Annotated in this window: 11 protein-coding genes; 5 read left to right on the top strand and 6 right to left on the bottom strand. The window is 50.9% G+C overall.

Annotated features, from left to right (window positions below):
• Nucleotide 1: 1 nt before the first annotated feature.
• Complete coding sequence (carA, locus tag P2G88_RS07605) at nucleotides 2–1,132, bottom strand: glutamine-hydrolyzing carbamoyl-phosphate synthase small subunit (protein ID WP_275795232.1); 1,131 nt, start codon at nucleotides 1,130–1,132, stop codon at nucleotides 2–4.
• Nucleotides 1,133–1,633: 501 nt separating this feature from the next.
• On the opposite strand from carA, the gene P2G88_RS07600 reads away from it, so the two are divergent.
• From P2G88_RS07600 to P2G88_RS07590, 3 genes are all read left to right on the top strand, one after another.
• Nucleotides 1,634–2,746, top strand: coding sequence for a type 1 glutamine amidotransferase domain-containing protein (locus tag P2G88_RS07600; RefSeq protein ID WP_275795231.1), 1,113 nt, complete (start codon nucleotides 1,634–1,636; stop codon nucleotides 2,744–2,746).
• 74 nt (nucleotides 2,747–2,820) lie between these two features.
• Nucleotides 2,821–3,504 carry a response regulator transcription factor gene (locus tag P2G88_RS07595; RefSeq protein WP_275795230.1) on the top strand — a complete coding sequence of 228 codons (684 nt, stop codon included), beginning with the start codon at nucleotides 2,821–2,823 and terminating at the stop codon, nucleotides 3,502–3,504.
• Complete coding sequence (locus P2G88_RS07590; RefSeq protein ID WP_275795229.1) at nucleotides 3,491–4,738, top strand: HAMP domain-containing sensor histidine kinase; 1,248 nt, start codon at nucleotides 3,491–3,493, stop codon at nucleotides 4,736–4,738. The genes P2G88_RS07595 and P2G88_RS07590 overlap by 14 nt, the downstream gene beginning before the upstream one ends.
• Here the strand turns inward: P2G88_RS07590 and dapB are convergent.
• The 5 genes from dapB to grpE all read right to left on the bottom strand — a co-directional run bounded on the left by dapB (nucleotide 4,735) and on the right by grpE (nucleotide 10,278).
• Nucleotides 4,735–5,535, bottom strand: a complete 801-nt coding sequence (dapB, locus tag P2G88_RS07585; RefSeq protein ID WP_275795228.1) for a 4-hydroxy-tetrahydrodipicolinate reductase — start codon at nucleotides 5,533–5,535, stop codon at nucleotides 4,735–4,737. The genes P2G88_RS07590 and dapB overlap by 4 nt on opposite strands.
• A 54-nt stretch (nucleotides 5,536–5,589) precedes the next feature.
• Nucleotides 5,590–6,303, bottom strand: a complete 714-nt coding sequence (locus P2G88_RS07580; RefSeq protein WP_275795227.1) for a transporter substrate-binding domain-containing protein — start codon at nucleotides 6,301–6,303, stop codon at nucleotides 5,590–5,592.
• Nucleotides 6,304–6,416: 113 nt separating this feature from the next.
• Nucleotides 6,417–7,544 carry a molecular chaperone DnaJ gene (gene dnaJ, locus P2G88_RS07575; RefSeq protein ID WP_275795226.1) on the bottom strand — a complete coding sequence of 376 codons (1,128 nt, stop codon included), beginning with the start codon at nucleotides 7,542–7,544 and terminating at the stop codon, nucleotides 6,417–6,419.
• Nucleotides 7,545–7,653: 109 nt separating this feature from the next.
• Entirely contained in the window at nucleotides 7,654–9,576 is a 1,923-nt protein-coding gene (gene dnaK, locus P2G88_RS07570) for a molecular chaperone DnaK (RefSeq protein ID WP_275795225.1), read from the bottom strand.
• Nucleotides 9,577–9,681: 105 nt separating this feature from the next.
• Complete coding sequence (gene grpE, locus P2G88_RS07565) at nucleotides 9,682–10,278, bottom strand: nucleotide exchange factor GrpE (RefSeq protein WP_275795224.1); 597 nt, start codon at nucleotides 10,276–10,278, stop codon at nucleotides 9,682–9,684.
• Between the two features lie 168 nt (nucleotides 10,279–10,446).
• Between grpE and nadK the strand changes: the two genes are divergently transcribed.
• Together nadK and recN are read left to right on the top strand one after the other, a co-directional pair.
• The gene (nadK, locus tag P2G88_RS07560; RefSeq protein WP_275795223.1) at nucleotides 10,447–11,328 is read left to right on the top strand and encodes an NAD(+) kinase; all 882 of its coding nucleotides are present in this window, start codon (nucleotides 10,447–10,449) and stop codon (nucleotides 11,326–11,328) included.
• 152 nt (nucleotides 11,329–11,480) lie between these two features.
• Nucleotides 11,481–13,148, top strand: a complete 1,668-nt coding sequence (gene recN / locus P2G88_RS07555; RefSeq protein WP_275795222.1) for a DNA repair protein RecN — start codon at nucleotides 11,481–11,483, stop codon at nucleotides 13,146–13,148.
• Nucleotides 13,149–13,352: the final 204 nt, after the last annotated feature.

Raw genomic sequence — 13,352 nt, 5'->3', positions numbered from 1 at the left:
GTTACTTACGCGCTTGAATCAGTTCGATGAAATGGTCAAAAAGGCCTGCGGCATCTTGCGGACCCGGACTGGCTTCAGGATGTCCCTGGAAGCTGAACGCCGGTTTGTCAGTGCGGTGAATGCCTTGGATACTGTTATCGAACAGCGACACATGGGTGACTTCCAGGTTGGCTGGCAGGCTGCCCTCTTCCACGGCGAAACCGTGGTTTTGACTGGTAATCATCACGCGATTATTGGGAATATCTTTAACCGGATGGTTTGCGCCATGGTGGCCAAACTTCATCTTCATGGTCTTGGCGCCACTGGCCAAGCCCAGCAACTGATGGCCCAGACAGATGCCGAAAATAGGAATGTTTTTATCCAGCAGCGTCTTGATGGCGTCAATAGCGTAAGTGCAAGGCTCCGGATCGCCCGGGCCGTTAGATAAGAATACGCCGTTTGGGTTGAGCTTGAGTACCTCTTCTGCCGAGGTTTGCGCCGGTACCACGGTTAAACGACAGCCACGATCCACCAGCATACGCAGAATATTGCTCTTAGCACCAAAGTCATAGGCCACCACATGGTAAGGCAGGTTGGTCTGGTTTTCGGCATGGCCTTGTCCCAATTGCCAGCTGCCATGATTCCACGCGAAAGCTTCTTTGGTGCTCACCACTTTGGCCAGGTCCATCCCTTTCAGACCAGGGAAGGCTTTGGCTGCTGCCAGCGCTTTGCTCTCATCCAGCCCCTCGCCGGCCATGATGCAGCCGTTTTGCGCGCCGGTAGTGCGTAAAATACGGGTCAGTCTACGGGTGTCGATATCGGCGATGCCGAGGATATTGTGCAGTTTGAGATAGTCGGAGAGGGATTGTTGATTACGGAAGTTGCTGGCGATTAACGGAAGATCTCGGATGATCAGGCCTTTGGCCCAGATCTGCTGTGATTCCTGATCTTCATCGTTGGTACCGGTATTGCCGATATGGGGATAGGTCAGGGTCACTATCTGTTCGGCGTAAGAGGGATCGGTAAGGATCTCCTGATAGCCGGTCATGGATGTGTTGAACACTACCTCACCAACGGCACTGCCGTCGGCGCCGATGGCGGTACCTTTGAAGACGGAGCCATCTTCAAGGACCAAAATGGCAGATCTAGTCAAGTCAACCTCCTATTTGCTGTCTTTGCTGCTAAAAGCAGTAAAAACCTGTGGGACAAAGGGCATGTGTATCCTCAGTCCAGTCAGCCCACTAAGGCCGCTGCTTAGCCCAGGCGCATACAGGTTGGCAAAAAGTCTTTTTGCAACCACAAGCCACAAGGCCCTGAATGACTGAACACAGGATAGAGATGCCCTTAAAAAAAACGGGCGTAAATAACCTATTTACATCCCGTTTACTCGCATTTGCTGACTACGCAGGCCCGCTTCCCTGGGCTTTTTGCAAATTTTTGGCAAATTCTTAGTAGTCTACATTAACTTGCAGAATGCGTCCATTATTTATTAGATAAATAGTAAAAACAGCGGCTTTATATCAAAAGAACAATTAAACCCACAAAAGTCAGACTTTTGCCAAATACTTTGATGTCGTTTGCCAAGGTTTGCGTATTTCACCCTTATTTTACCAATGCGGTCGTAACCTGCCCTCTCAATTACAGGAGAACCGCAATGAAAATGAAGACACTGATCACCTGCCTCTCTCTGAGCGCAGTGCTTGCCATGCCGACGTTTGCCGCCGACAAAGTGTTGATGGTACTTAGCAGCCACGGTGAGTTGAACGAAGAAGGCCAACTGCAACGTCCGGGCTTTGAGTTTGATGAAATGGCCAAGGCTTATCTGGTCCTGAAGAACCATGATATTGAGGTGGACTTTGCCAGTCCCAAAGGCGGTGCCCCTGTCGCCGACAAATATGATCAGAGCAAAGCCTACAACCAAGCCTTTACCGCTGACAATCAGGCCACCCACAAACTCGCAGACACTTTGAAGTTGGCGGATATCCGGGCCAAAGACTATCGGGGAGTATTTGTGGTTGGCGGTAAAGGACCAATGTTTGATTTACACCAAGACGCTGACCTGCAAAAGACCATTGGCCAGATCTATGAAACCGATGGTGTGATTGCCGCCGTTTGCCATGGCCCAGCGGCACTGGTTGACGTTAAGCTCTCTGATGGCCGCTATTTGTTAGAAGGCAAAAAAGTGAGCGGTTTTACCAATGAGGAAGAAATGGCCTTTGGTAAAAAATGGCGGCCAGAATTTGCCTTTTTGCTGGAAGACAAACTGAAAGAGCGCGGTGCAGAGTTTATCGCAGCACCCATGATGCTTCATCAGGTATCGGTGGATGGTCGTCTAATTACCGGACAAAACCCTTTCTCCACTGCCGATGCAGCCATTGAGATGGTCAAAGCCATGGGCATCCAGCCCAAACCTCACAAGGATTGGCAGGATGACGCTACGGTAAAACTGATTGCAAGGTTGCTGGAAGGTGATGAAGCCGCTAAGACACAGCTTGAGGCGCATCAGCAAGATTACCAAATTGAACTGATTGGCATGTATGGCTATTACCAGTTGATGCTGGCCCAGGAAACAAAGGCAAAACGCGTGGCCATTGAGCTAATGGAACTTGCTGCACCGGCCATGGCCGAGCCTCAGCTGGAAATGGCCATCGCCCAAGGCTACCAACAAATCGGTGAACAAAAAATGGCCAATAACGCCCTTAACAACCTACTCAAAAAGTGGCCCGAGCATGAAGATGCCAAAGCCCTGTTGACCCAGTGGCAGTAAGATAGTTTTAAGCAAGGACGCTGTATCCGAGCTTTTGCAACCGTTATGATGATCTTCTGAATAGGAACATACATATGCTTAAGCTACTGATTGTTGAAGACAATCGGGATATTGCCTTAAACCTGGCCGATTATTTTGGCCCCCTAGGTTGGACCCTGGATTTTGCCGAAGACGGTAAACAGGGTCTGGGCCTGGCCTTGTCACAATATTACGATGTGGTGGTGCTGGATCTGATGTTGCCCAAGCTCGATGGCTGGCAGGTTTGCCGCGCGCTGCGCGAACAGGCAAAACGTCATGTCCCGGTATTAATGCTAACCGCCCGTGATAGCCTGTCTGACAAGGTACAAGGGTTTGAGTTGGGTGCAGATGACTACCTGACCAAGCCCTTTGCATTAGAAGAGTTAAAAGTACGTTGCCTGGCACTGGCAAACCGTCATCAGTTACAACAACCTCATCTTCTCGAGCTTGGCGAACTTAGCCTTGACAGAAGAAGTGCCAGGGTGACGCGTCAGGGAAGAGATATCGAGTTAAATGCAATCCCCTATCAGATCCTTCTGATCCTTGCCAGCAACTACCCCAGGGTGGTCGGTAAGCTTGAGCTCAGCGAGCGTATCTGGGGTGATGAGCCCACCGAATCGGATGCCCTCAAATCCCATATTTATTTATTACGCCAAGCCCTGGATAAGCCTTTCAGCACGCCCCTGATTAGAACCGTCCATGGCATCGGCTACACCCTGGATATTCATGAAAACGCTTAGTCTTAAAAGACGTATATTGTTTAGTTTTGCCGGTTTTTCTGCCTTTGTTGCCCTGCTGTTTGGGGCCATGAGTTTTATGTTCGCTTACAACACAGAAGATTTGTTCTTTAACGCAATGCTTGAGCGCGAAGCCGATTATTTGCAAGCCAATCCGGGGATGGTGCCAAGACAGGACTTTATTCAGCGCTACCCAAATGTCCGGACATTGCCCGAAGCGGTGCGTGCCGTGTTAGACGAAGAACCGCAAAGAGTGGAATTAGCCAGCGAAGACGGACGTTACTACCACCTGCTGAAAATGAAAGATGACTCCATTTTACTGGCAGATGTCAGCAACTTGTTGATTGTTAGACACATCAAGGCTGGCATGCTGGAGTTTTTACTGGTGTTGTTCAGCTTGGTGTTACTGGGTGCGCTGCTGATTGCCTTTGTGATCAACAACAGGTTGCTATCGCCGCTGTCAACGCTGACGCAATTAATAAGCAACGTATCACTGACCCAATTGCCCTCTGGCTTTTCCAAGGCATTTCGCCAGGACGAGGTGGGATTGCTGGCAAGCAAATTGGAGGATGCCACTCAACGTATTCAGGCATTTGTGCAGCGCGAACAGGATTTTACCCGCGATATCAGCCACGAACTGCGCACTCCCATCACCGTAAGCCGGGGCGCATTGGAGTTGCTTAAACAGCACTCAACCACAGAACAAGCCCCCTACCTTTCCCGGTTGACTAAGGCGCAGCAGGATATGCAGCAAATTCTTGATGTCTTATTCGCCTTGGCTCGCGAAGAGTCTGTTACGCACCAATCCAGTGGTTTGGGACAAAGCCTGGAAAGCAGCGTGCTTAGCCATGAAAAAGTGATCACGGAAAAAGGCCTGGAGATAGAACTTGAAGTTGATAACAAGACCAAGGTGAATCTGAGTTCAACGGTACTGGAGATGATCTTTGGTAACTTGATTGGTAATGCCGTGCTCTATACCGAACAAGGTCAAATCAATATCCGCCAATCTGGCAGTATGGTCGCCATAAAAGACAGCGGACCGGGCATAGCGGACAGTGAAGTCGTCTTTAGGTCGGGACAAAAAGGGGCACAAAGCGAAGGCTTGGGGATGGGCTTGTCAATTGTTAAACGGCTTTGCCAGAAGTTTGAGATTGGCCTAGAGCTTGAAAGCAGCTCCAAGGGAAGCTGCTTTACGCTGGATTTTTCAAAACTGCTGACGGCAAAGATGCAGGATTAATCGTGTGCCTCAAGGCCCAGCACCTGCTGCATATCGTAGAGGCCGGCAGGTTTGTCCTTAAGCCACAAGGCGGCACGCACGGCGCCTTTGGCAAAGGTTAAGCGACTACTGGCCTTATGGGTCAATTCAATACGCTCGCCGATATCGGCAAACATTACGGTATGTTCACCAACGATATCCCCGGCGCGGACAGTAGCAAAACCGATCTGGCCCTGAGGACGCTTACCGGTATGTCCCTCTCGACCATACACGGCGCAGTTGTTTAAATCACGGCCCAATTCTCCGGCAATGGCTTCGCCCATGGCCACAGCCGTGCCTGATGGCGCATCCAATTTGTTACGATGGTGGGCTTCCCAGATCTCGATGTCACAGTGTTCACCCATCACCCTGGCAGTTTGTTTAAGCAGATTCAGCATGAGATTAACACCGATGCTATAGTTGGCAGCAAACACAACAGGAATGCTTTTAGCAGCTTCTTGGAGCAGGGCTTTTTGGTCAGCATTCAGCCCTGTGGTGCCAATAACAACAGGCTTCTTGTGCTCAATACACCAATCCAGATTGGAGGCCAGCGCAGTGGGCAACGTAAAGTCAATCATGGCATCCACATCGGTGCTCGGTAAATCGCTTACGGCCAAGCCATACTTACCGATACCCGCCAGTTCGCCAACATCCATGCCAACCCAATCTGAGCCTTTACGCACCGTTGCAGAGATAAGCGTGGCTGATACATCGCTGTCAATTGCCTCAACCAATACTCTGCCCATGCGCCCGTTGGCGCCAAAAATGCCTAAATTCATCTGTCTTATCCAATCCCAACTGCTGTCGCTAGAGGCAGAAAGCTACGCCAGATATCAGGGCCTGTCCATATCCAATAGCTGCTGATATTCGCCAGAGGCTTGCATTTTCGCCAGTCCCTGGTTGAAGTCTTCGACTACTTGTTTATCCCAGGCTGCCGCCGGATAGTTTTTGAAGGGGAATATACGAAATACCTTGATGGCGCCCTCACCGTAACGTTTGCTGGCATAGTACCGTAGCACTTTCTCGTCCCCCACCATCACTTGCACTTTGTGATTAAACAGCAAATCAAATTGGCGATCCCTTTCGGCCATCTCTAAATAACCCGCGCCCGATACAATGCCGACATATTCTGCACCGAGCACCTCGGTGGCCTTTTGATACGCCACTACATCAAGCCCTTTTAGATCGGCAAGCTCGTCAAGCCGCACATAACTGTTCGCCGGGGCAACAGCGACATCCAAAATGGCAAAATAGGGAACGGTCAAATAAGCCCCGGCTATCGGCACGGCCACCGGACTGGCAAAATCCAGTTCTTTATCTGAAAACTTCTGAATCAGCCTCTCATGGCTGTAGATTTCGGCCTTGATCTGATAACCGGCGTGCTCAAAGATTCGACTCACAATGTCGTAGTCTATGCCCTGTAAGCGACCACCCTCCCCTGCGTAGGCCCAGGGTGCTGAGTAGTGAAAACCCACATGCAATACTTTCCCGGCGGCGTGCGCTTGAGCAACCAAAAGACATAGAAAAGGCAGATACGACCATCTCAATTAGACAATCTCCTTTTTGAGCATCTTTAAGAAATACTACTTTTTGTAGTTTACCGAAAGAGTTTAAAAACAAAAAACCCGTCGCAGCGGACGGGTTTTCTTAGTGCTAAAACTTAGCTGGTGAGGTCGTCAAAAAACTTCTTCACGCCATCGAAGAAGCCTTTTTCCTTGGGCCGGTATTTTGCGGCCTCATCGCCGGTACCCATGGATTTATCCAGCTCTTCCAGCAGCTCTTTTTGACGGCTGGTAAGGTTCACCGGCGTCTCAATGACTACCTTACACAGCAGGTCACCAATGGCGCCACTACGCACAGATTTCACACCTTTACCACGCAGCCGGAACATACGTCCGGTCTGGGTTTCCGGCGAAACTTTCAGTTTGACCTTGCCGTCCAGAGTGGGCACTTCAATTTCACCGCCCAAGGCTGCGCGGGTAAAACTGATGGGCACTTCACAATAAAGATTATTGCCGTCACGCACGAAAATCGGGTGATCTTTTATATGAACTTGCACATACAGATCGCCCGGTGGTCCGCCCATTTCCCCCGCTTCGCCTTCGCCGGTCAGACGAATACGATCGCCGGTATCTACGCCGGCAGGTACTTTGACCGACAGGGTCTTGGTCTTCTCAACACGTCCCTGACCACGGCACTTACGGCAAGGATCGGCAATGATCTTGCCGCGCCCGGAACAGGTGGGACAGGTTTGCTGCACGGCGAAGAAGCCCTGGCGCATCTGCACCTGCCCCTGGCCATGACAGGTTGGACAAGTGGTGGGGCTGGTACCCTTTTTGGCGCCGGAGCCGTCACATTCGTCACAGCCGGTCAGCGCCGGTACCCGTATCTCAACGGATTTACCACGCACCGCATCTTCCAGGCTGAGCTCCAGGTTATAGCGTAAATCTGAGCCTTGACGGGCACGGGACTGACGTCGTCCACCGCCAAAAATATCGCCAAAGACATCACCAAAAATATCGCCAAAATCAGCATGACCGCCATGACCGGCGCCACGGTTTGGATCCACACCGGCATGACCGTAGCGGTCATAAGCCGCACGCTTTTGCGAATCGGTCAGAACCTCATAGGCTTCCTGAATTTCCTTGAATTTTTCTTCAAGGCCCTTGTCGCCCTGGGTACGATCCGGGTGATATTTCATGGCCAGGCGTTTATAGGCCTTTTTGATGTCCTTTTCTTCGGCATCTTTGGCTACGCCCAGAACTTCGTAATAGTCTCGCTTCGACATTCGGCTGCTCTACCTTTTACTACTTGCTTAAACAAGTTCGGGCGCCGATGGTATCACCACGCGCCCGAGCCTGTAAGCGGTCGACAAGCGACCGCCGTTAGGGACAGAATTACTTCTTATCGTCCTTCACTTCTTCAAACTCGGCGTCAACCACATCATCATCAGCCTTACCGCTGGACTGACCGGCGTCGGCTTCGCCGCCTTGCTGGGCTTGCGCCTTGGCCTGAGCAATTTCCATCAGCTTGCTGGAGGCTTCGATCAGGGCCTGGGTCTTGGCTTCGATCTCTTCTTTGCTATCACCCTTGATGGCTTTTTCCAGATCGGCAACCGCCGCTTCGATGGCACTCTTGTCTTCTGCGCCTAAAGCATCGCCGGCTTCTTCAATCTGCTTACGGGTGGCGTGTGCCATACCGTCTGCCTGGTTACGGGCCTGCACCAACTCTTCGAACTTCTTGTCCGCTTCTTTGTTGGCTTCGGCGTCCTGCACCATCTTATTGATTTCATCCTCGGACAAACCAGAAGACGCCTTGATAGTGATCTTTTGCTCCTTACCGGTGTCCTTATCCTTGGCGGATACATGCAGGATACCGTCGGCATCAAGGTCGAAAGTCACTTCAATCTGCGGCTGTCCGCGCATAGCGGCACGAATACCTTCCAGGTTGAACTGACCCAGTGACTTGTTACCAGACGCTTGCTTACGCTCACCCTGCAGTACATGCACTGTTACTGCAGACTGGTTGTCTTCAGCGGTAGAGAACACCTGCGACTTCTTGGTCGGGATTGTGGTGTTCTTTTCAATCAACTTAGTCATCACGCCGCCCATGGTTTCAATACCCAGAGACAGAGGCGTTACGTCCAAAAGCAGTACGTCCTTGACTTCACCGGCCAGTACACCGCCCTGGATAGCAGCACCCACGGCAACGGCTTCATCAGGGTTCACGTCCTTGCGCGGCTCTTTGCCGAAGAATTCGGTTACATACTTTTGTACCAGTGGCATACGGGTCTGACCACCCACCAGGATAATGTCCTGGATATCGGATACGGACAGATCAGCATCGGCCAGGGCCTGCTTGACCGGCTCCAGAGAGTTCTTAACCAGTTCTTCTACCAAAGATTCCAGCTTGGCACGGGTAACCTTAATGGTCAGGTGCTTAGGACCAGAGGCATCGGCAGTAATATAAGGCAGGTTTACTTCGGTCTGCTGTGCAGAAGACAGTTCAATCTTGGCTTTCTCACCAGCTTCTTTCAAACGCTGCATGGCCAGTGGATCCTTACGCAGATCCATGCCCTGGTCTTTCTTGAATTCTTCCACCAGATAAGTGATCAGGCGGTTATCGAAGTCTTCACCACCCAAGTGGGTGTCACCGTTGGTGGCCAGTACTTCAAAGGTGTGCTCGCCTTCCACTTCATCGATTTCGATGATAGAAATATCGAAGGTACCACCACCCAAGTCGTACACGGCGATAACGTTGTCGCCTTTCTTCTTGTCCATGCCGTAAGCCAAAGCCGCAGCAGTAGGCTCGTTGATAATACGCTTGACTTCCAGACCGGCGATACGGCCGGCATCTTTAGTGGCCTGACGCTGAGAATCATTAAAATAAGCCGGCACGGTGATAACCGCAGCAGTCACTTCCTCGCCCAGGAAATCCTCGGCGGTCTTCTTCATTTTTTTCAGTACTTCGGCAGAGATTTGTGGCGGCGCCATTTTCTTGCCATTGACTTCAACCCAGGCGTCGCCGTTATCGGCTTTGATCATGCCAAAAGGCATAATGTCGATATCGCGTTGAACTTCTTTGTCTTCCCAGCGACGACCGATCAAACGCTTGATGGCGAACAGGGTGTTTTTGGGGTTGGTGACCGCCTGACGTTTGGCAGGCTGACCAACCAGGGTCTCACCGTCTTTGGTAAAAGCGATGATTGAAGGAGTAGTACGATCCCCTTCGGCGTTTTCAATTACACGAGGCTTGCCACCGTCTAAAACGGCAACACAAGAGTTGGTGGTACCCAGGTCAATACCTATGATTCTACCCATTTTTAAACTCCAAACTGATTCTAATCACTGATGTTTCAGATGTGGGGATGTCATTTTTGGATTTCAACTAAATGACAATAAAAATCCCCAAAAAAATTGCTGTTATTAGGCTTCTACGTCCACGCCGCCCTCAGGGGCGCGGGACACCATCACCATAGCTGGACGCAGCAAGCGACCATTTAGGGTGTAGCCTTTTTGCATTACAGCCATCACAGAGTTAGGCTCCAACTCTGCACTTTCCTGCATGGCCATGGCCTGGTGCAGTTCAGGATCGAAAGGCTGCCCTTTGGGATCCACGGCCTGCATGCCGAATTTCTCAATGGTGGAGAGGAAGGACTTGAGTGTCAGTTCCACCCCTTCGACGAAGGGTTTTACTGCCTCATTGCCACTGTCTGATACCTGCAGTGCACGCTCCAGGTTGTCGATAACCGGCAATAATTCCCCGGCGAAACGTTCCAGGGCGAATTTGCGTGCCTTGTCGATCTCCCCTTCGGCGCGACGGCGAGCATTTTCCATCTCTGCGCGGGCGCGTAAGGCCATATCTTTTTGTTCATTTGCCGTTGCTTCAGCCTTGGCCAAAGCCGACTCCAACTCAGTAATCCTGGCTTGCTCCGGGCTGACTTGTTCGGCCTGTTGCTGTTCCTGTTGCTCTGGATTTTCCTGGTTAGGTTGTTGTGCTTGTTGTGGCTGCTCGTTGCTCATCGCCCTCTCCGTCATACTGCAATAAAGGTTGTCCACATGGATTGGGGCAGTAAATGGGGACACTTAATCATGATTCAAGCACTTTGATAGCAATTAGATAAAATTCGGCGACTTTTTTTTTATGAAGCCTTATCCTTTTCAATGACTTGAATCACGATCATAAAAACCATGCAAAGCAGCTTTAACACCATAGGTCTAATCGGAAAGCCCAAGCACGAAGGGGCTAACGAGAGCCTGTGCGCCATTCTGGCTTATCTAAAAGACAAGGGTTGCCGTATTCTGCTGGAGCAACGGGTTGCGGCTGACCTTGAGGTTGAAGGCGCAGAAGTGATGGAGCTGGTGGATATTGGTCGTCATGCCGATCTGGCAATTGTGGTCGGCGGCGATGGCAATATGCTGGGGGCTGCCCGGGTGCTATCGCGCTTTAATGTGGGCGTGGTCGGTGTTAACCGGGGCAATCTGGGGTTTCTCACCGATATTCATCCAGAGGAAATTGAGACTCAGCTACAGGGCATACTGGATGGTGACTACGTCACCGAGCAGCGTTTCCTGCTGGAAGTTTCGGTATTTCGTCATGATCAGGTTAAGAGCACCAACGCCGCCATTAACGAAGCTGTATTACACCATGGCAATGTGGCCCATATGATGGAGTTTGAAGTCTACATCGACGACCAGTTTATGTTTAGCCAACGCTCCGATGGCCTGATTGTGGCAACGCCGACTGGCTCTACCGCCTATTCCCTGTCTGGAGGCGGCCCTATTCTGACCCCCAACCTTAATGCCCTGTCCATGGTGCCCATGTTTCCGCATACCTTAAGTAGCCGTCCTATTGTGGTCGATGCCGACAGCAGTATTTGCCTCAAGATATCCCTGGATAATGTGGAGCCGCTGCAAGTTAGTTGTGACGGACATAATGTATTGGCCGCTCAACCCGGAGATGAAATCCGCATCCGCAAAAACCCCTATACCCTGCGCCTGATCCATCCGCGCAGTTACAACTACTTTGAAGTGCTGCGTACCAAGTTAGGCTGGGGCAGTAAGCTTTATTAAGTGAGGCGTACGCTCGTAGCTCGTAGCTCGTAGCTCGTAGCTCGTAGCTCGTAGCTCGTAGCTCGTAACAGATTATTTTCCCTCCCCACTAGACAACCCAAAATTACTGTATATAGTTACAGCAAACTGTATAGATAAACAGGTATCTAATCATGTTGCTGCAACTCTCTGTACGTCAATTCGCTATCGTTCAAGCCCTGGACATTGATTTTCGTGGCGGTATGACCGCTATCACCGGTGAAACCGGTGCCGGTAAATCCATTGCCATTGATGCATTGGGGTTGTGCTTAGGTGAACGTGCCGAAGCTTCCATGGTACGAAGTGGCGCCGATAAAGCCGAGATCACTGCCTGCTTTGCCCTTGGCAACCTGAATGGCGCACAGGCCTGGTTGAGGGAGCAAGAACTGGATGGCGAAGATGAGTGCATTATCCGTCGTGTCATCAGTGCTGAAGGCCGTTCCAAAGCTTACATCAACGGTGTACCGGTATCCTTGGCACAGCTTAAGGCCCTTGGCGTGCACCTTATTGGTATTCATGGACAACATGCCCACCAGCAGCTACTCAAAGCTGATATGCAGCGCAAGTTACTGGATGACTACGCTGCCCACCCGCAATTACTCAAGCAAGTGTCTGATATCCATAAGCGCCTGCAGGCCAGCCGCCAGCAATATCAGTCTTTGCTGGAAAACCAGGAGCAAAGGGAAGCGCGCCGTCAGTTGTTGGAATATCAGGTGGTGGAGCTTAACGATTTTGCCATCGAAGAAGGCGAATTTGAGATCCTTGAGGCAGAGCATAAGCGTTTAAGCAACAGCCAAAGTCTGCTGGAGCAATCGCAGCTTAGCTTTCATCAATTGTACGAGGGTGATGATTTTAACGCCCTGTCTATTATCCAGCATGCCTTGGATCGTATGAGCGAATTGCAGGAGCATGATCCAGCACTCTCACCTATTGTCGAACTACTCAATGAAGCCAGTATTCAAGTGGAAGAGGCTTCAACGCAGCTGCGGGATTATATCGAAGGCCTGGAAATCGACCCTATGCGTATGCAAAAAGTGGAACAGCGATACTCACGGGCATTAGAGCTTTCCCGTAAACATCAGGTTTTGCCCGAGGGCTTGTATACCCACCATCAGACATTATTGAGTGAGTTTGACGATTTACAGCAAGACGATAACAAACTGGATGAGCTTAGAGCAGAACTTAACAGCCTTAGCCTTGAATATGCCGATACTGCCAAGGCCCTCAGTGTATCGAGACTTGAAGCGGCAGACAGACTCTCCAGTGAAGTAGAGACACAAATACGCCTGATGAATATGAGCCAGGCTAAGTTTCAGTTCGAAGTCTGCTTTGACGAGCATTTACCGCAAAGCAAGCTGGGACAAGACCAGATCCGTATTCTGGTTAGCACGAATCCGGGGCAGCCTGCAGACACCCTTGAGAAAGTGGCATCAGGAGGTGAGCTTTCACGTATAGGTTTGGCGCTACAGGTCATTGCCAGTGAACATCAGAAAATACCCACCATGATCTTCGATGAAGTGGATACCGGCATCAGCGGTCCCACGGCCGCCGTGGTGGGCCAGCTTTTACGCCGTTTGGGTGAAAAAGCCCAAGTGCTCTGTGTGACGCACTTGCCCCAGGTAGCGGCCTGTGCGCACCATCAAATGCTGGTCACCAAGTTCAGCGATGGTAATACCACCGAAACCCATATGATGGCGTTAGAGCAGGAACAGCGGGTTGAAGAGCTGGCCAGACTGCTAGCAGGCGACAAACTCACCCAAAAAGCCTTGGATAATGCCCGGGAAATGTTGAGCCTGGACTAATTTTTTTACGCAAAGGGAATTGAAAAGGCGGTTGCTCGGTCATACATAAACGTAAAGTTAGCGCGGAGGGCCTGCTGTCAGCAGCAAAGTGACGGTGGGCTTTCTTTTTTTGGCCGCAACCAAAAAAGGTACGGGCATGGGAACTCCGCCGTTTCCAGCTAGTCGAACCACAATCCTGTTCCCCCCAACAACGCCGCGCGTGGA

The sequence above is a fragment of the Aliiglaciecola sp. CAU 1673 genome (genome assembly GCF_029223185.1).
In the GTDB taxonomy this organism is placed as follows: domain Bacteria; phylum Pseudomonadota; class Gammaproteobacteria; order Enterobacterales; family Alteromonadaceae; genus Bowmanella.
This window is presented reverse-complemented; position numbering and strand designations above follow the sequence as displayed.